The organism is Nocardiopsis sp. NPDC055824, from assembly GCF_053616335.1.
Genome location: NZ_JBSHDN010000069.1, coordinates 14,923 through 31,498 on the forward strand (window position 1 = coordinate 14,923; position 16,576 = coordinate 31,498).

Consider the following 16,576-nt stretch of genomic DNA (forward strand, 5'->3'; position numbering starts at 1 on the left):
GGGTGTGGATTGTGGGCACAGTAGGTCACAATTCACCGATTGAGGCGGGTCTGGTCTCGTGTGGGCCCGTCTTCCGATGTGGCAGAGGATGAATTGGTATGGGCGAGCCGAGTGACACCCCTGGTGCGTGGGCTGTGGGCCTTTCGGGTCTGAGTGACCTGGTCTATGAGGTGGCGAACTCCGACGCCCATGCGGAGGTGTTCTCGGTGCCCCGGGGTGAGGGTGGCTGGGAGCGGGTCACGGCGGGTGAGTTCGCGACCGAGGTGACGGCGGTGGCCAAGGGGTTGGTGGCTGCCGGGGTGGGGGCGGGGGACCGTGTCCTGGTGGCGGCTTCGGCGCATCAGGACTGGGTGCGTGTGGCGTTCGCGGTGTGGTCGGTGCGGGGTGTGCTGGTTCCGTTGCCGGAGTCGGCTTCGGTGGAGCGGGTGGCGCATGTGGTGCGGCAGACGCGTCCGGCGGCGGCGGTGATCCAGGGGGATCGGTTGTTGCGTGCTGCGACGGGGTTGCAGCGTGAGTTGCCGGATCTGGGTCGTGTGTGGCGGATGGAGGCGGGCCTGGAGGGGATCGTCTCGTTGGGCCAGTACATGGATGCGTCGTCGGTGCGGTTCAGGCGGGACGAGACGATGCCGGAGGATGCGGCGGTGGTGCTGTATCCGGTGAGTACGGTGTCGCGTTCGATGCGTGGTGTGGTGTTGTCGCACGGGGCGTTGTTGGCGTCTGCGGCGGGTGTGGTGGATCGGGTGTGGCCGCGGTTGTCGGAGTTGCCGGCGGGGCGGGCGAGTGCGTTGTTGGATCTGCCGTTGTCGCAGGTTCAGGGGTTGGCTTCGTTGTTGGCGTGCATGGTGGGGCGTGTGCGTGTGGGTTTGGCGGGGCCGGGTGGGTTCTTGCGTGGGGCGGAGGTGTTCCGGCCGACGGTGTTGGTGTGTGGTGCGGGGTTGTTGGAGTCGGTGTTCGAGTCCGAGCGCGGGAGTGCGCGTTCGACGGGGTGGGACTCGTTGGGGACGTTCAATTCTGCGGTGGATTCGGCGGTGCAGTTCGACCGGTCGCCGAGGAAGGGTGCCTGGCAGCGGTTGTCGAGGTCGATGTACGACTGGCAGTTCGCGAGGTTGCGTGAGGCGTTGGGGAACCGGGTGCACTTGGCGGTGTGCTGGGGCGGGGGGTTGTCGGACCGGTTGGACTCGTTCTTCGGCGGTGTGGGGATTCCGGTGTTCCAGGTGTTCGGTACGGCGGAGACGGCGGGGGCGTTCGCGGCGGCCGGTGTGGGGGAGCGGGTGCCGGGGACGGTCGGGCGTGCGGTTGGCGGTCGGGAGGTGTGGGTCTCGCGGGAGGGTGAGGCCCATGTGCGTGGCGGGGGCGTGTTCTCGGGTTATTGGGGGGATGAGGAGGCGACGCGGAGTGCGTTCCGTGAGGGGTGGTTGGCGACGGGGTTCGCGGTGGAGGTGGACGGGGACGGTTTTGTGAGTGTGGTGGGGCGGTTGCGTCCGCAGGCGGCTTCGGTGGAGGTGCCCGGGCGGTTCGTGTCCGGGGCCGTGGCGGAGTTGGAGGTGTCGTCGGAGTCGGAGCCGGTTTTGGTGGGGCGGGTTGTGGAGCCGGCGGTTTCTCCGGTTGCTGCGGTTTCTCCGGTTGCTGCGGTTGCTGCGTTGCCGGCGGTGGAGGAGCCGGTGGAGCGGGGGGACGCGGAGCTGGTGGCGGAGTTCGAGGCGCGGTTGCGTGCTCATCCGTTGATCAGTCAGGTGCTGGTGATCGTGGAGGGGCGTCCGTTCGCGAGTGCTCTGGTGACGTTGGTGCGTGATCAGTTGGAGTACTGGCGTTTGGTGAACGGTCGGCCGTTGGCGATGGCGCCTGAGGAGATCGCGGGGGATCGTGATCTGCTGCGTGAGGTGCAGGGGTTGGTGTATGAGGCCAATCGGAGCGTGCCGCGGCATTTGGCGGTGCGGTCGTTCCATGTGTTGGCTGAGGAGTTCACGGTGCAGTCGGGGTTGGTGCAGCCTTCGGGTGAGTTGCGGCGTGAGGCAGTGTTGCGGGCGTTTTCGGAGGAGATCGACGGGTTGTATCGGGCGCGTCGGGATCGGTAGTGGTGTGGTGGTGGCCGCGGCCCTCGGTGTTGTTGCCGGGGGCCGCGGTTTTTTGTGTCTATTGGCCGTTGAGGTAGGCGAGGACGGCGAGGACGCGGCGGCTGTCGTCGGAGGAGGGGGGGAGGTCGAGTTTGGTGAAGATGTTGTTGATGTGTTTGCTGACGGCTTTTTCGGTGATGTAGAGGCGTCCGGCGATGGCGGAGTTGGAGCGTCCTTCGGCCATTTCGGCGAGGACTTCGCGTTCGCGGGGGGTGAGTTGGGCGAGGGGGCCGCTCTGGTCCTGGCGGGCGAGGAGTTGGGAGATGACGGCGGGGTCCATGGCGGTGCCGCCGGCGGCGACGCGGCGGACGGCTTCGATGAACTGGCCGATGTCGAAGACGCGGTCCTTGAGGAGGTAGCCGACTCCGCCTTCGGCGTCGGAGAGGAGTTCGCGGGCGTAGAGCTGTTCGACGTGTTGGGAGAGGACGAGGATGGGGAGTCCGGGGATCTGGGCGCGGGCTCCGATGGCTGCTTGGAGGCCTTCGTCGGTGAAGGTGGGGGGGAGTCGGACGTCGACGACGGCGACGTCGGGTTTGTGTTCGGTGAGGGCTGTGTGGAGGTCGGGTCCGTTGTCGACTGCGGCGACGACGGTGAAGTCGTGTGCTTCGAGGAGTCTGATCAGTCCGTCGCGGAGGAGGGCAAGGTCTTCGGCGATGACAACGCGCACGGGATCTCCAGGGTCACGATGGTGGGGCCGCCCGGTGGGCTGGTGATGTTCATCGTGCCATCGAAGGCGTCGAGGCGTCGTCTGATGCCGGCGAGGCCGCTGCCGGGGGCGGGGTCGGCGCCGCCGGTTCCGTTGTCGGTGACGGTGATGACGAGGCGGTTGCGGCCGTGGTTGATGTGGATCCAGGCCTGGGTGGCGTGTGCGTGTTTGGCGGTGTTGGTGAGGAGTTCGGCGATGGCGAAGTAGGCGGCGGATTCGACGGGGTCGGCGGGGCGGCCGTCGAGGTCGATGGTGACGGTGATGGGGAGGTGGTGGGTGAGGGCGAGGGCGTGGACGGCTCCGTGGAGTCCTCGTTCGACGAGGACGGGTGGGTGGATGCCGCGGACGAGGTCGCGGAGTTCGGTGAGGGCGTGGCGGGTGGTTTCGCGGGCTTCGGTGAGCATGGTGCGGGCGGTGTGGGGGTCTTGTTCGACGATTTGTTCGGCCATGCCGAGGTGCATGCCGAGGGCGACGAGTCGGGCTTGGGCTCCGTCGTGGAGGTCGCGTTCGATGCGTCGGATTTCGGAGGCCTGGGTGTCGATGGTGTTGGCGCGGCTGGTGGCGAGGTGGGCGACGCGGGCGGTGAGTCGGGCTTTTTCGGAGGGGGCGAGGAGGAGGCGGTTGAAGCGGATGTAGATGTCGAGGGCGGGTGGGAGGAGGACTAGGCCGAGGGTGAGGAGGAGGGCGGAGGGGGCGAGGAGGATGAGTTGGTCGGTGAGTGTGGTGGGGGCGTAGGTGTTGTAGAGGGCGTTGCCGGCGAGGCCGAGGGCGAAGAGGAGTTGGTAGAGGGCGTGGCCTATGAGGGCGCCGGGGATGGCGATGAGGGTGATGTTGGCTGTTCCGGCGATGAGCCAAAGGAGGTCTTTCCAGGTGCCGGGGTCGGTGATGATCGTGGTTCCGCGGCGGGTGAGGCCTCCTGGGGGGATGGGGCGGTAGGCGGAGGGGATGGGGCCTTTGGGGAGGAGGTGGCCGAGGGTGCGGCGTTGGCTGTCGGCGAGGGTGCGTAGGAGGGTGCCGGTGAGGATGACGAAGGGGAGGCCGATCCAGAAGAGGGTGAGGATGGCGGAGGCGAGGACGAGGGGGAGCAGGAGGAGGGCGGCGATGTTCTGGGAGAGCAGGAGGAAGAGGTAGGCCAGGGTGGTGAGGCGGCCTGCGCGGTGGTGGGGTGCGGTGGCCATGGGTGTTCTTCCGTTCCTGCTGGTGTGGTGTGTGGTGTCCATTCTGGCTTGTGGTGGGTGGTGGTTGCGGTGGTGGTGGCTCCCCTTTTTTGGGGGTGGGCATGGGTGTGGCCCGCCCTGGTGGGGGCGGGTGGGGTGGTGTTGTGGGTCAGGGCCAGCGGATGTCGGTGGCGGTGTCGAGTGCGGGGATGCGGGTGCTGGCGTGGGCGTTGAGGGCGTCGGTGAGTTGGGTCCAGGCCTGGCGGGGGGTGTTGTCGGTGTTGTTGCAAGTGCGTTGTTGGCAGGCGGTGTGTTGGGACATGGCTCCGGCGAAGCGGAGGGGGTCGTCGGCGTGGGTGTGGCCCCAGCGGCTGATGTTGGCCCATTGGCGGGCTTGGATGCCGTCGGTGCGGTAGATCTGGGGGAGGGCGTGGACGGTGGGTCGGCCGCCTCCGGCGAGGTGGTGGACGTCGGCGAGGGTCCAGTTGTTGTTGCAGTGGGCGGTGCCGGTGGTGGGGCAGCCGTCGGCTGAGTTGGCGGTGTGCAGGGGTGTGGTGGTGTTTTTCGTGTAGGCGTCGATCCAGCCGCGGGCCCAGGTGGGGGTGGACCAGGCGGGTTCGGCGTCGAGGGCGCCGGTGATGGTGACGGCGGGTGTGGTGGAGCGTTGGCGTGCGTCGTGGACGAGGGTGGCCCATTGTTTGCCGGCGGTGGGGCCGGTGAGGTTGCCGTCGTCCTTGTTGTTGACGCCGAGGGCGAGGGTGGCTGTGGTTTGGCCGGTGCGGCAGTCGGTGAAGCCTTGGGCCCAGTGGTGGGCGTAGGAGGCGGCTTTGGTGGTGGCTGCGCGGGGTGTGGTGGTGGCGTGGCTGGTGCCGGGTTCGCGGAGTTGGTGGTCGGTTTCCTGGGTGCCGAAGAAGAGGATGCGGACGCCGTTGGTGCCGGTGCGGGCTTCGGTGCATCCGGCGTCGCGTGCGTGGTCGGCTGTGGCGGGGCCCAGGGGGACGTAGCGGCTCGTGGTGTGTCCGGGGTAGGTGGTGGTGTGGGTGGGGGTGGTTGTGGGGGTTGTGGTGGCGTGTGCGGGGGCGGGCAGGGTGAGTGCGGTGGCGAGGGCTGTGGCGAGCAGGCGTTGTGTGGTGGTGGCCATGGCAGCATTATTACCGTTTGTGGCTTTGCCTACACTCAGAGTGACGTTTTGGGCGTGTTCGGGGCGTTCGCGGCATCTGGTGCGTGGGGGTGGGAAGGAGTGCGGGACGGTGCGGCGGTCGCCTCACGGCGTGGCGCACAACGCGGTTCCGTGGCCGCCCCTGGGGGCGCGGTGTTCCGCGAAGGCTTTGTGTGAGCCCGGGGGACACTTGCTACCGCACCGTCCCGCAGTGGGGTCAACGGGTCGGGGGGTGCGGCTATTCCCGTGGGGGCCGGTTGGGGGTGTGGGTGGTGGTTTGTGACGCTGCGGACGTGGTCCGTGCGGGTTTTTGGCGCAACTCGCCGTCGACGATTTCCCGTGTCTTGCCACGACCTGTGATGATCGGGAGTGTGTGGCGTGAACTGATCCTGGAGATGTATCCCGAGGCCGATCTGTACGATCCGGCCGATGAGGTGACCCTTGCCGAGGTGGAGAAGCGGTTGATGCTGCCTCTGCCGTTCGAGTTGGCCTCCCTGTTGCGGGAGACGGACGGGGTGACCAACGAGTACGGGGACGCGGTGGTGTGGAGTGCCCGGCGCCTGGTGGAGGACAACCTGGCGATGCGGGGTGAGCCCGATTATCTGGAGTTGTACGCGCCTTTCGACGAGATGATCTTCTTCGGCGACTCCGACATGGGGCCGCAGTTCGCCTACGTGCACACCGACTACGGTCCGGGGATCGTGGTGTGGGATCATGAGAGCGACCGGCGGCGGCTGGTGGTGGTGTCGTTGCGCGACTACCTGGCGCGATGCCTGATCCAGGGCAATTCCTGGTTCCGTTGACCGGGTGTTCCGTGCGTGGCTGACCTGCCGTTTCGTGCTATTTTTCGGGGTATTGGTGGCGTTGTGTCACTGTTTGTCTCCCCTAGTGCGTTTGAGAGTAGGACCATGTCGGAGCAGTCCACGCCTGCCCATGTCGCCGCTGTTGTCCAGGGCCGGGAGGTGGAGGACTTCCCCGAACTGGCCCCGGAGGCCTCGCGCGGTCGTGTGCGGCGCATCACCGTGACGGGTGAGGAGGTCCTGCACCGGCGCAACGCGGAGGTGCCCGAGCAGATGTGGGGCGGCCGGGAGCTGCACCAGCTCGTCGACGACATGTTCGTGACGATGTACGCGGCCGAGGGTGTGGGCCTGGCGGGCAACCAGGTGGGTGTGGACCTGCGGCTGTTCGTCTACGACTGCCCCGACGACGACGGGGTGCGCCACGTGGGGCACGTGGTCAACCCGGTGCTGGACGAGCGCGACCCGGAGGAGGCCGTGGAGGTCGACAGCGAGGGCTGCCTGTCGGTACCGGGCCCGCACGCGGACCTGGGGCGGGCCGCGACCGCGACGGTGCGTGGCGTGGACCGGGACGGCAACCCGGTGGTGGTGAGCGGGAGCGGGTACTTCGCCCGGTGCCTGCAGCACGAGACCGACCACACCATGGGCCGGCTGTACGTGGACCGGCTCTCGGCGCGCGAGCGCAAGCGGGTGCTGAAGAAGATGAACGAGATGGCCAACGACGTGTTCGCGCGTCGTGAGGAGCGTGCGGCGCAGCTGGCGGAGGAGTTCGCGGGCTGAGCGCGCGAGCGCGAAGGGGGTGTCCCGGCGTCGGCCGGGGCACCCCTTTTTCCGTGGCCGCCGGGGTGGGCGGTCGGCGCCGTGTTCTCACCACGTGCCCTGCCCGTGGCCTGTCGCGGGGGCGGCGTCCGGGGCCGGGGGCCCGAAGGCGTGCGGACCGGTGGGGGCCGGGGCGGGCGCCCCGGGGAGTGGGGTCGGAGGGCGGCCGCTTGTGCGGCGCCGCGGTCCCCCGAGGGCCCCGCCGACGGGGTCCGGCGTTCTGGGGCGAGGCCTTCGCGACGGCCGGGGCGGGTGCTCACGGTGGCGTTGTCGTCGCGGAGGGTGGCGGTGGATGGTCGTGTGCGGTGGTCGGTGGTGGTGTGGTCGGTGGGTGCCTTTGGGGGACTTGTTGGTCCGAAATGATGGGTTTAGGGGAGCCAGTGGTGGAATGTGGCTCTGTTTATGGCTCCTCCGGTGGGGGGTGTGACTCTTCTGTGACTGCGGGGGGCGGTAGATTGCGCGGCATGCACAACGGGGACGAGGTCGGCCGGGAGCCGGCGCACAGGGTGGTCGTCTACACCGACGGGGCGTGCAGCGGCAACCCCGGCCCGGGAGGGTGGGGGGTGTGGCTGAGCTACGGCGAGCACGAGAAGGAGCTGTACGGGAGCGAGGAGCAGACCACCAACAACCGGATGGAGCTGATGGCGGCCATCCAGGCGTTGGAGAGCTTGAAGAAGCCGCTGCCGGTGCTGGTGCACACCGATTCCTCCTACGTGCGCAACGGGATCACGACCTGGCTGCACGGGTGGAAGAAGCGCGGGTGGCGCACGGCCGACAAGAAGCCGGTGAAGAACGTGGACCTGTGGCAGCGCCTGGACGAGGTGGCCTCGCGCTACGAGGTGGAGTGGCGCTGGGTGCGCGGGCACAGCGGCGACGAGGGCAACGAGCGCGCGGACGAGTTGGCCCGGCGCGGGCGTGATGAGGCGGCCGGGCGGTAGGCGGTCTGCGGGTGTGGGGTGGCGGCGGTCCCTGTGGGGGCCGCCGTTCTCGTGTGCGGGGCCGGGTGCGGCGGGGTGGGCCGCGGGTGGTTCAGAGGGCGTCGGCGTCCTGGGCGAGGGCCTGGACCATGAGGCGGCGGGGTCCGGGGCCCGCGGCGGCGAGTTCGTCGTCGGGGTTGGACAGGGTGCAGGTGTCCAGGGACAGGCAGCCGCAGCCGATGCAGCCGGTGAGGTCGTCGCGCAGGCGGATGAGCTGGGCGATGCGCGTGTCGAGTTCGTCGCGCCACTGTTCGGAGACGGCGGCCCAGTCGGTGCGGGTGGGGGTGCGGTTGTCGGGGAGGGCTTCGAGGGCCTGGCGGATGCGGGCCAGGGGCATGCCGACGCGTTGGGAGATGCGGATGAAGGAGACCCTGCGCAGGGTGTCGCGGCGGTAGCGGCGCTGGTTGCCGCTGGTGCGGCGGCTGTGGATGAGCCCTTGGCGTTCGTAGAAGTGCAGGGCGGAGACGGCGACTCCGGCGCGTTCGGCGACCTGGCCGACGGTGAGTTCCTTGGTGATGGGTGGCACGGTGCCCATCTTAGGTCGTGGGTGGTGGTGGGGTGCGTGGGTCAGGGGGTGCGGGTGCGGTGGGCGCCGTGGAGGGCGTACAGGCGTGCGTAGGCGCCGCCGCGGACGAGGAGTTGGTGGTGGGTGCCGGTTTCGGTGACGCGTCCGTTGCGCAGGAGGAGGATGCGGTCGGCGGTGCGGGTGTGGGTGGGGTGGTCGGTGAGGGAGAGCAGGGCGGTGTCGGGGGTGGGGGTGGGCGGGGGTGGTGCTGGGGTGGTCAGGAGGAAGAGGCGGGCGCCGGTGTGGCGGGTGTAGAGGGTGCGGGCCTGGTGGATGCGGGTGGCCAGTGCGGGGTCGAGGCGGGTGAGGGGGGTGTGCAGGTGGGCGGGGTCGAGTCCGGCGGTGGTGAGGGTGTGGGTGAGGTGGGGGTCGTGGGGGTCGGGGGCGGGGTGGCCGGTGATGGTCTGGGCGAGGGTGGTGTGGGGGGTGGGGGTGAGCAGGTGGGTGGGGGCGTGGGTGGTGATGCGGCCGCGGGTGGGGGTGGTGCGGTGGGTGAGCAGGTGGGTGAGGGCGGTGGTGGCGGTGGGGGTGAGGCCGACGAGGGAGACGTGTTCGCCGGGGTGGACGGTGAGGTCGAGGTGGTCCAGCAGCGGGGGGTGGGCGGGGGGCAGGGACACGTCGTGGAACTCGAGGAGGGGTCGGGTGGTGGGTGGGGTGTGTGCGGGGCTGCGGCGCAGCTTTCCGCGGTTGGTGAGCCTCACGGGTGTCCGTTCGTGTGGGTGGTCGTCACCTGCCTGGGATTGTCCTGGGCGCATGAGAGTTCTCGTTATCTGTTCGTGTCCTTGGTCTCCGTGGGTGGGTGTTCGGTGTGTGGAACGGGCGGTGGGGCGGGTTGGTTCCCGGGGGCGGTGGTGGGTGTGGGCAGGGGTGTGGGCCCGCGCCCGGTGGTGGGTGCGGGCCGTGTGGGGCGGGGGTCAGCGGAAGTCGGTGGCGTGGTCGGCGACCCATTGGCGGTAGGAGCGTGCGGGGCGGCGGAGGACCTTTTCGACGGTGGTGGTGGCGGGTTCGGGCTCGGCGGAGGCGGGGTCGTGGGGGGCGGTGTGGGTCAGGGTCAGGTCCAGGACCTGGGCGAGGATGCGGACCTGTTCGGCTTCGGTGTGGTGGTGGGGGCCGGTGAGGTGGTGGGTGCGCTCGTGGTGGTGTTCGGGGTGGGTGAGGGCGTGGACGGCGACGTCGGCGATGTCTGCTTCGTGGATGAGGGGGCGGGCCGGGTGGGGGCGGGTGGAGTGGACGGTGCGGTGGGTGCGGATGCGGGGGGCCCAGCGCAGGGTGGTGGCGGCCGGTGTGCCGGGGCGCAGGAGGGTCCAGTGGGCGCCGGAGCGGGTGATGAGGTTCTCGAGGTGTCCGTGGGTGCTGTCGCGGGGGTCGGGGGCGTGGGGGTCGGCTGTGGCTGAGGAGAGGTAGACGATGTGGCGGGCGTGGTGGGCCAGGGCGGTGATGAAGTCGGCGGCGTGGTCGGGGGTGGGGTGGGGCCAGGTGAGGAAGGCGGAGGTGGCGCCGTGCAGGGCGGCGGGCCAGGTGGCGGGGTCGTGCAGGTCGGCGCGGACGGTGGGTGTGCCGTGGGGGATGCGGGGGTGGTGGGGGTGGGGGGTCAGGGCGCGGACGGGGTGGGCGTGGGTGAGCAGGGTGGTCAGGACGTGGTGTGCGACGGTGCCGGTGGGTGTGGTGATCAGGTGCACGGGTGGTTCCTCGGGGTGGGTGGGTGTGCCCCCACGCTTGCACCTGAAGTTTGGTTGAGGTCAAGGTGTGGTGGCAGGAAGGGTGGGGTGTGCGACCTTGTGGCCGCCTCGGGGGGCCGGTGAGGATGGGGGCATGGTCCATGAGGTGGTGGTGGTCGTCTTCGACGGGGTGCAGAGCCTGGTCGTGACGGGTCCGCTGGAGGTGTTCTCGGGGGCCTCGTATGTGCGCGAGGGGTTCTACCGGGTGCGCACGGCGTCGTTGGGCGGGGGCGCGGTGGTCTGCTCCAGCGGTCTGGGGTTGGCGCCGTCGGTGGCGTTGGAGCGGGCGGTGCGGGTGGACACCCTGGTGGTGGCGGGGGGTGAGGGCACGCGGGGGGTGCGGGGCGGGTGGCGTCGGTGTGCACGGGGGCGTTCCTGTTGGCGGAGGCGGGTGTGCTGGACGGGTTGCGGGCGACCACGCACTGGGCGGCGGTGGAGGAGCTGGGGCGCTGGGGTGCGGTGCCCGTGCGCGAGCGGGTGGTGTGGGAGGGCAAGTACGTGACGGCGGCGGGGGTGTCGGCGGGGATCGACATGGCGTTGGCGCTGGCGGAGCGGTTGGCGGGGTTGCAGGCGGCGCAGCTGGTGCAGTTGGCCACCGATTACGACCCGTGCCCGCCCTTCGACGCGGGGTCGGTGGAGAGCGCGCCGGCCGGGGTGGTGGCGCTGGCGCGCTCGTACTCGCGGTTCCTGTGGGGGGAGCGGGGGTGAGGGGCGCCACAGGGGCGGTGCGGTATGGGGGCGGGTAGGGGTTCGGTGTCTTCTTCCCCCGGTGTGAGAGGTGGGTGTGGGCCGTGGGCCCTGCTGTGGACGGTGGAGCGGACCTTGAGCGCCTTGCGCGCGGGTACCGCGGTTTCGCCCGGCACTGTGCGGCGGGGGGTTCCCCCGCCTATGCGCGGATCTGTGAGGAGGTGGCGCGGGACGGGGAGGTGCTGGGTCTGGTGGCGTCCCTGCCGCGGGGCAACAAGAGGCAGCCCAACCTGTTGTTGGGGGCGGTGCGCTACCTGGGCGGGCCGGTGCAGGGGTGGGGGCCGTGGCGGGCGTGGCTGGTGGGGCACTGGGAGCAGGTGCGGCGGGTGGTGATGGAGCGGCACACCCAGACCAACGAGGTGCGCCGGTGTACGGCGCTGCTGCCGGTGCTGGCGGGTGTGCCGGGCCCGTTGGCGCTGTTGGAGGTGGGTGCCTCGGCGGGGCTGTGCCTGTATCCGGACCGGTACCGGTACTCCTTCGACGGCGGGGCGCAGGTGGGCCCTGCGGGCAGCCCGGTGCTGTTGGAGTGTGCGACCTCGGGCGGGGTGCCGGTTCCGGAGCGGGTGCCGCGGGTGGTGTGGCGGGCGGGGGTGGACCTGAACCCGTTGGATGCGGGCGCCGAGGAGGATGTGCGCTGGTTGGAGGCGCTGGTGTGGCCGGGGCGGGAGGAGGCGGGGCGGCGTGCGCGGCTGCGCGGGGCGGCGTCGGTGGTGGCGGCCGATCCGCCGCTGCTGGTGGAGGGGGACCTGGTGGAGCGGGTGGGTGCGGTGGCGGCCCTGGCCCCGGCGGGGGCGACGCTGGTGGTGTTCCACAGTGCGGTGCTGGCCTACCTGTCGCAGGAGCGGCGGGAGGAGTTCGTGCGGGTGGTGGGTGCCCTGGAGGGGCGCTGGGTGGCGAACGAGGGGTGGCGGGTGTTCGCGGGGTGGGAGAACGCGGAGCCGGTGGTGGAGACCGATTTCACGGTGGCGGTGGACGGGCGGGTGGTGGCCTATGCCGGTGAGCACGGGCAGTCGCTGGCCTGGGTGTGAGGCGGTGGCGGTGGAGGGGCCCCCTCCCCTGGGGGAGGGGGCCTGTGGTGTGTCTACCCGGTGGCGGGGTGGGCGTCGACTTCGGCGATGAGGGCCTTCTTGCGTTCGGGGGCAGGAAGGAGGCGGTGAAGGAGTTGCGGGCGAGTTGGCGCAGGGTGGCCTCGTCCAGGCCCAGGTGGGTGCGCAGGGCCTCGTAGTTGTCGTGGACGTAGCCGCCGAAGTAGGAGGGGTCGTCGGAGTTGACGGTGACCAGGAGCCCGGCGTCGAGGAGGGCGGGCAGGGGGTGTTGGGCGAGGGTGGGTACGGCGCGCAGGCGCACGTTGGACAGGGGGCACACGGTGAGGGGGGTCTGGGTGCGGGCCAGGTGGGCGAGCAGGTCGGGGTCCTCCAGGGCGCGGATGCCGTGGTCGATGCGTTCGGCGTGCAGGAGGTTCAGGGCCTGCCAGATGTAGGAGGGGGGTCCTTCCTCTCCGGCGTGGGCGACGCAGCGCAGGCCCAGGTCGCGGGCGGCGGCGAAGACGGCGGTGAAGTTCTGGGGCGGGTGTCCGACCTCGGCGGAGTCCAGGCCCACGGCGCTGATGCGGTGCAGGTGGGGGCGGGCCTGGTGGAGGGTGTGAAGGGCTTCGGAGGCGGGGCGATCGCGTAGGAAGCACAGGATGAGGGCGGTGCTGATGCCGTGGTCGCGCAGGCTGGTGTCCAGGGCGGCGGCCAGGCCGTTGACGACGGTGTCCAGGGGGATGCCGCGGCTGGTGTGGGCCTGGGGGTCGAAGAAGATCTCGGCGTGGCGCACGCCCTGGGCTGCGGCGCGGGTGAGGTAGGCGTTGGCCAGGTCGGTGAAGTCGGCTTCGGTGCGCAGGACGTCCATGAGCTCGTAGTAGAGGTTCAGGAAGGACTGCAGGTCGGTGAAGGAGTAGGCGGCGCGCAGGTCCTGGACGGTGGGGTGGGGCAGGGTGATGCCGTTGCGGTGGGCGAGGGTGAAGGCGAGTTCGGGTTCGAGGGTGCCTTCGATGTGGAGGTGGAGTTCGGCTTTGGGCAGGGGCATGGCGGTGCTCTCTTGTGGCGGGTGTGGTGTGTGTGGTCATTGTGGCTGATGGGTGGGGGTGGGTGGGTCGTGTGCGGGGGCGTTGTGGCCCACATCGGGTGTGGGTGTTGTGGGTGGCTGCGGTGCGCTGGGCGGGGTGGGCGGTGGGTAGGTTCCGGGGGGTTGGTGGTCTCCTCCTGGAAGGTGGCGGTGTATGGGAATCGATGTGGGCGCGGTGCGGGCGGACACCCCGGCGGTCGCGGATCTGGTGCATCTGAACAACGCGGGTTCGTCGTTGCCGCCGGTGCCGGTGGTGGAGGCGGTGGTGGGGCACCTGCGGTTGGAGGCGCGGGTGGGCGGCTATGAGGCGGCCGAGCGCGCCGAGGGGCTGGTGGAGGGGTTCTACACGGCGGTGGCGCGGATGCTGGGGGCGCGGCCGGAGGAGGTGGCGTTCGTGGAGAGTGCGACGCGGGCGTGGGAGGCGGGGTTCGGTGCGGTGCGCCTGGAGGCGGGGGACCGGGTGCTGACGACCACGAGCGAGTACCCCAGTAACGCGTTGGGGCTGGTCAAGGCGGCCCGTGAGCGGGGTGTGCGGGTGGAGGTGGTTCCGGACGGCCCGGAGGGGGTGGTGGATCTGGGGGCGTTGGAGCGGGAGCTGGGGCGGGGCGGGGTGCGGTTGGTGGCGTTGAACCACATGCCCACGCACAACGGGTTGGTCAACCCCGTGCAGGAGGTGGGGGCGCTGTGCCGGGCTGCGGGGGCGGTGTTCCTGTTGGATGCGTGCCAGTCGGTGGGGCAGTGGGATCTGGATGTGGAGCGGTTGGGGTGCGATCTGTTGACGGGGACGGGGCGCAAGTTCCTGCGGGGGCCGCGGGGGACGGGTTTTCTGTACGCGCGTGCGGGTGCGGACCTGGTGGAGCCGGCGGTGGTGGATGTGTCCTCGGCGCACTGGGTGGGGGAGGGCGAGTACCGGGTGCGTGCCGATGCGCGTCGTTTTGAGAGTTTCGAGCGCAGTGTGGCCGGTCAGATCGGTTTGGGTGTGGCGGTGGACTACGCGGTGGCGCTGGGGTTGGAGCGGGTCCGGGAGCGGGTGGGGGCTCTGGCGGAGTACGCGCGGGAGCGGTTGGGGCAGGTGGCGGGGGTGCGGGTGCTGGACCGGGGGTCGGTGCGGTCGGGGATCGTGACGTTCGCGGTGCGGGGGGTGCCGGCCGAGCATGTGCGGGCGCACCTGGTGGGGGCCCGGGTGAACGTGAGTGTGGCGCGGGTGTGGAACCAGGTGTGGGAGCCGCGGGAGGGGGTGGACGAGGCGGTGCGGGCCTCGGTGCACTACTTCAACACCGAGGAGGAGGTGGAGGTGTTGGTGCGGGAGGTGAAGGAGCGCCAGGGGCGGGGGTGAGCCCTGCCGGGCGGGGCGCCTCAGGCGCCGCCCCGCCCGGCGCTCGGCCGCTGCGGCGGGGGTGTCAGGGGGCGAGCCGGTCGGTGGCGGCGCGGGTCGCCGCTTTGAGGGTGGTGGTGCCCGCTCCGTGTCCGGCTTCCTCGACCACCACCAGGTCGGCGTCGGTCCAGGTGAGCGAGAGCCGGTAGGCGATGTCGGCGGGTCCGCTGATGTCCATGCGCCCGTGGACCATGGCCCCGGGGGTGCCCGCCAGGCGGTGGGCGTCGCGTTGGAGCTGCCCGTCGGGGAGGAAGGCGGCGTGGGACCAGTAGTGGGTGACCAGGCGGGCGAAGGTCATGCGGAAGGCGGGGTCGGCGAAGGCGGGGTGGGGGGTGTGGCCGGGGGCGGTGGAGACGTGGACGTCCTCCCAGCGGCACCAGGCGCGGGCGGCGTCGAAGCGTACCTGGGGGTCGGGGTGGGCCAGGCGGTGTGCGTAGGCGGTGGACAGGTCGTGGGGGTCGGCGCCGGGTCCGGCGCCGTGGCGGAAGAGTTCCCATTCCTCGGGGAAGACGCGGCCCATGGCGTGGGTGAGCCAGTGGACCTCGGCGGCGGTGGTGTTGGTGACCGCGGCCAGGATCAGGGCGCTGACGTGTTCGGGGTGGGCCTGGGCGTAGGCCAGGCCCAGGGTGCAGCCCCAGGACAGACCCAGGACGTGCCAGGTGGTGAGGCGGTGGTGGGTGCGCAGGGCTTCGATGTCGTGGATGAGGTGGTGGGTGGTGTTGGTGCTCAGGTCGGTGGTGGTGTGGCGGGCGTTGGGGGTGGAGCGTCCGCTGCCGCGCTGGTCGAGCATGATGACGCGGTAGCGGTCGGTGTCGAAGAAGTCGGTGTAGGCGGGGTGGCAGCCGCTGCCGGGGCCGCCGTGCAGGACCAGGGCGGGGTGGCCGCGGGGGTTGCCGTACTCGTGCCAGTACAGGTGGTGTCCGTCGGCGGTGGGGAGTAGGCCCTGGGTGTGGGGGGTGGGTGCGGTCATGGGGGTCTCCGCGGTCGCAGGGGTGGGCCGGGGACTCTACTACAGGGCGGTGCGGGGTTGACCGTGCTCTTGGGGCAGGGGGCACACTGGCGCGCATGGTTGCCGAAGGGGTCCGGGGCGGGCTGTCGCGGGGGGAGTTCGCGCGTCGTGGGGGGCTCTCTCCCGAGGCGTTGCGGTTGTACGAGCGTTCGGGGCTGCTGGTGCCGGACCGGGTGGGGGACTGGTTCTATGCGCCGGGGCAGGTGGAGCGGGCGCGGCGGATCGGTCTGCTGCGCCGGTTGGGGGTGCCTTCGGCGCTGGTGGCGCTGGTGGCGCAGGTGGTGGATCTGGGCGGTGCGGAGGCGGCGGCGCGGGTCGGGGGGTGGTGGCGGGCGCAGGAGGAGGCGATGCGTTCGCGGCGCGGGGCTCTGGAGGAGTTGCGGCTGTCCTGGGCGAAGGGGTTCGTCCTGGTAGGGGCGTGATGGGAGGTTGAAGCCCGCTGGGCGCGTGTACTGTGCGTCGCCGTCGGGGTAGCGGGGGTGGGTGGATCTGGTCTCGCGGCGGGCGGATCCGCCCGTGTGGGGGGCGGGGTGAGGGGTTTCCTCCCGGGGTGGTGGTCGCGGGGGTGCGGAGGTCCCCGGCTTGCGACTCTACCGACTGGTCGGTAGAGTCGCGGGTGCGGGCCGGCGCCCCGGTCCGCACCGCCGTCCACCAGCGAGGAGCCCACCATGACCGGCGACACCCGGACCAGGGCCATGTCCGTCTACGCCGCCCACTTCGCCGCCCGCGGCTACCGCGGCACCTCGCTGGAGGCCGTGGCCACCGAGGTCGGCGTGCGCAAGCCCACGCTCTACCACCACTTCCCCGGCGGCAAGGAGACCCTGCACAAGCTCGTGGCCCTGGACTTCATCGACAGGCGCGGCCGCAGCCTGCAGGAGTCGCTGGCCGCCCCGGGCGGGCTCGCCGCTCAGCTGCGGGCCGTCATCGTGGGCGCCGTGGCCGACCCCACGGGTGCCACCTCCTCCTTCGAGCAGCACCTGTTCGACTCCCTGGACCAGCTGGAGGGGGATGCGGAGAAGGAGCTGCGCGAGGCGTACGTGAGCAGGCTGCTGGAGCCGGTGACGGCGCGCCTGGCGCGGGCGGTGGCCGAGGGCGAGCTCGCCGACCGGGACCCGGCTCTGCTGTGCAACGCCTTCCTGCACCTGGCCAGGGCGGTGGACATGGCGCCGGGTTCCCCCGAGGAGGCGGCCGCCGCCCTGGTGTCGCTGTTCCTGGACGGGGCCCGCGCGGCCTGACCGCGCACCGGCCCCCCGGGTGCGGGGCCGGGCGCCGTCGGCCCCCGGTGCGCCCGGCCGCACCTGCCCGCGCGGGGGCGCCCCTGGGT

Annotated in this window: 16 protein-coding genes and 2 pseudogenes; 10 read left to right on the plus strand and 8 right to left on the minus strand. The window is 71.2% G+C overall.

Annotated features, from left to right (window positions below; genetic code table 11):
* The first annotated feature begins 98 nt into the window (after positions 1 to 98).
* Positions 99 to 2,075 (plus strand): AMP-binding protein, encoded by a 1,977-nt coding sequence (locus ACWGL3_RS15955; protein WP_452461463.1) that lies wholly within the window; start codon positions 99 to 101, stop codon positions 2,073 to 2,075.
* Between the two features lie 58 nt (positions 2,076 to 2,133).
* On the opposite strand, the gene ACWGL3_RS15960 is transcribed toward ACWGL3_RS15955, so the two are convergent.
* From ACWGL3_RS15960 to ACWGL3_RS15970, 3 genes are all read right to left on the minus strand, one after another.
* Entirely contained in the window at positions 2,134 to 2,781 is a 648-nt protein-coding gene (locus ACWGL3_RS15960; protein ID WP_267944492.1) for a LuxR C-terminal-related transcriptional regulator, read from the minus strand.
* The gene (locus ACWGL3_RS15965; RefSeq protein WP_267950195.1) at positions 2,733 to 3,998 is read right to left on the minus strand and encodes a sensor histidine kinase; all 1,266 of its coding nucleotides are present in this window, start codon (positions 3,996 to 3,998) and stop codon (positions 2,733 to 2,735) included. The genes ACWGL3_RS15960 and ACWGL3_RS15965 overlap by 49 nt, the downstream gene beginning before the upstream one ends.
* 148 nt (positions 3,999 to 4,146) lie before the next feature.
* Complete coding sequence (locus tag ACWGL3_RS15970; protein ID WP_344176157.1) at positions 4,147 to 5,118, minus strand: hypothetical protein; 972 nt, start codon at positions 5,116 to 5,118, stop codon at positions 4,147 to 4,149.
* Positions 5,119 to 5,495: 377 nt separating this feature from the next.
* Here ACWGL3_RS15970 and ACWGL3_RS15975 point away from each other — a divergent pair, with 377 nt between their 5' ends.
* The 3 genes from ACWGL3_RS15975 (at position 5,496) to rnhA (ending at position 7,690) form a co-directional block, all read left to right on the plus strand.
* Positions 5,496 to 5,939 carry an SMI1/KNR4 family protein gene (locus tag ACWGL3_RS15975; protein WP_267950397.1) on the plus strand — a complete coding sequence of 148 codons (444 nt, stop codon included), beginning with the start codon at positions 5,496 to 5,498 and terminating at the stop codon, positions 5,937 to 5,939.
* A gap of 105 nt (positions 5,940 to 6,044) precedes the next feature.
* Entirely contained in the window at positions 6,045 to 6,713 is a 669-nt protein-coding gene (def, locus tag ACWGL3_RS15980) for a peptide deformylase (protein WP_267950193.1), read from the plus strand.
* 503 nt (positions 6,714 to 7,216) lie between these two features.
* Positions 7,217 to 7,690 carry a ribonuclease HI gene (gene rnhA, locus ACWGL3_RS15985; protein WP_267950192.1) on the plus strand — a complete coding sequence of 158 codons (474 nt, stop codon included), beginning with the start codon at positions 7,217 to 7,219 and terminating at the stop codon, positions 7,688 to 7,690.
* A 91-nt stretch (positions 7,691 to 7,781) separates the two neighbouring features.
* On the opposite strand, the gene soxR is transcribed toward rnhA, so the two are convergent.
* The 3 genes from soxR to ACWGL3_RS16000 all read right to left on the minus strand — a co-directional run bounded on the left by soxR (position 7,782) and on the right by ACWGL3_RS16000 (position 9,973).
* Entirely contained in the window at positions 7,782 to 8,255 is a 474-nt protein-coding gene (soxR, locus tag ACWGL3_RS15990; protein ID WP_267950191.1) for a redox-sensitive transcriptional activator SoxR, read from the minus strand.
* Positions 8,256 to 8,296: 41 nt separating this feature from the next.
* On the minus strand, positions 8,297 to 8,995 hold the full coding sequence (locus ACWGL3_RS15995; RefSeq protein WP_267950190.1) for an ATP-binding cassette domain-containing protein: 699 nt from the start codon (positions 8,993 to 8,995) through the stop codon (positions 8,297 to 8,299).
* Between the two features lie 213 nt (positions 8,996 to 9,208).
* Entirely contained in the window at positions 9,209 to 9,973 is a 765-nt protein-coding gene (locus ACWGL3_RS16000) for an SDR family oxidoreductase (protein ID WP_267950189.1), read from the minus strand.
* Positions 9,974 to 10,106: 133 nt separating this feature from the next.
* Here ACWGL3_RS16000 and ACWGL3_RS16005 point away from each other — a divergent pair.
* From ACWGL3_RS16005 to ACWGL3_RS16015, 3 genes and pseudogenes are all read left to right on the plus strand, one after another.
* Positions 10,107 to 10,280 (plus strand): annotated as a pseudogene (locus ACWGL3_RS16005) (GlxA family transcriptional regulator); the annotation flags it as partial.
* An 80-nt stretch (positions 10,281 to 10,360) separates the two neighbouring features.
* Positions 10,361 to 10,720, plus strand: coding sequence for a DJ-1/PfpI family protein (locus ACWGL3_RS16010; RefSeq protein ID WP_452461464.1), 360 nt, complete (start codon positions 10,361 to 10,363; stop codon positions 10,718 to 10,720).
* 83 nt (positions 10,721 to 10,803) lie between these two features.
* The gene (locus tag ACWGL3_RS16015) at positions 10,804 to 11,787 is read left to right on the plus strand and encodes a DUF2332 domain-containing protein (RefSeq protein WP_431061512.1); all 984 of its coding nucleotides are present in this window, start codon (positions 10,804 to 10,806) and stop codon (positions 11,785 to 11,787) included.
* Between the two features lie 53 nt (positions 11,788 to 11,840).
* Here the strand turns inward: ACWGL3_RS16015 and ACWGL3_RS16020 are convergent.
* Positions 11,841 to 12,829 (minus strand): annotated as a pseudogene (locus ACWGL3_RS16020) (adenosine deaminase).
* Between the two features lie 193 nt (positions 12,830 to 13,022).
* On the opposite strand from ACWGL3_RS16020, the gene ACWGL3_RS16025 reads away from it, so the two are divergent.
* Positions 13,023 to 14,204: an aminotransferase class V-fold PLP-dependent enzyme gene (locus tag ACWGL3_RS16025; protein WP_267950187.1), complete on the plus strand. Its 1,182-nt coding sequence runs from the start codon at positions 13,023 to 13,025 to the stop codon at positions 14,202 to 14,204.
* 64 nt (positions 14,205 to 14,268) lie between these two features.
* On the opposite strand, the gene pip is transcribed toward ACWGL3_RS16025, so the two are convergent.
* Entirely contained in the window at positions 14,269 to 15,213 is a 945-nt protein-coding gene (pip, locus tag ACWGL3_RS16030) for a prolyl aminopeptidase (protein WP_267950186.1), read from the minus strand.
* Between the two features lie 95 nt (positions 15,214 to 15,308).
* On the opposite strand from pip, the gene ACWGL3_RS16035 reads away from it, so the two are divergent.
* The gene (locus tag ACWGL3_RS16035; RefSeq protein WP_267950185.1) at positions 15,309 to 15,674 is read left to right on the plus strand and encodes a MerR family transcriptional regulator; all 366 of its coding nucleotides are present in this window, start codon (positions 15,309 to 15,311) and stop codon (positions 15,672 to 15,674) included.
* A gap of 246 nt (positions 15,675 to 15,920) precedes the next feature.
* A complete protein-coding gene (locus ACWGL3_RS16040; RefSeq protein ID WP_267950184.1) occupies positions 15,921 to 16,487 on the plus strand; it encodes a TetR/AcrR family transcriptional regulator in 567 nt (188 codons plus the stop codon).
* Positions 16,488 to 16,576: the final 89 nt, after the last annotated feature.

What these genes read in the sequence shown, in the direction of transcription:
- ACWGL3_RS15955 (WP_452461463.1), top strand. Translation starts at nt 99, where the DNA reads ATGGGCGAGCCGAGTGACACCCCTGGTGCGTGGGCTGTGGGCCTTTCG.
- ACWGL3_RS15965 (WP_267950195.1), bottom strand. Translation starts at nt 3,998, where the DNA reads ATGGCCACCGCACCCCACCACCGCGCAGGCCGCCTCACCACCCTGGCC.
- ACWGL3_RS15970 (WP_344176157.1), bottom strand. Translation starts at nt 5,118, where the DNA reads ATGGCCACCACCACACAACGCCTGCTCGCCACAGCCCTCGCCACCGCA.
- ACWGL3_RS15975 (WP_267950397.1), top strand. Translation starts at nt 5,496, where the DNA reads ATGATCGGGAGTGTGTGGCGTGAACTGATCCTGGAGATGTATCCCGAG.
- def (WP_267950193.1), top strand. Translation starts at nt 6,045, where the DNA reads ATGTCGGAGCAGTCCACGCCTGCCCATGTCGCCGCTGTTGTCCAGGGC.
- rnhA (WP_267950192.1), top strand. Translation starts at nt 7,217, where the DNA reads ATGCACAACGGGGACGAGGTCGGCCGGGAGCCGGCGCACAGGGTGGTC.
- ACWGL3_RS16025 (WP_267950187.1), top strand. Translation starts at nt 13,023, where the DNA reads ATGGGAATCGATGTGGGCGCGGTGCGGGCGGACACCCCGGCGGTCGCG.
- pip (WP_267950186.1), bottom strand. Translation starts at nt 15,213, where the DNA reads ATGACCGCACCCACCCCCCACACCCAGGGCCTACTCCCCACCGCCGAC.
- ACWGL3_RS16035 (WP_267950185.1), top strand. Translation starts at nt 15,309, where the DNA reads ATGGTTGCCGAAGGGGTCCGGGGCGGGCTGTCGCGGGGGGAGTTCGCG.
- ACWGL3_RS16040 (WP_267950184.1), top strand. Translation starts at nt 15,921, where the DNA reads ATGACCGGCGACACCCGGACCAGGGCCATGTCCGTCTACGCCGCCCAC.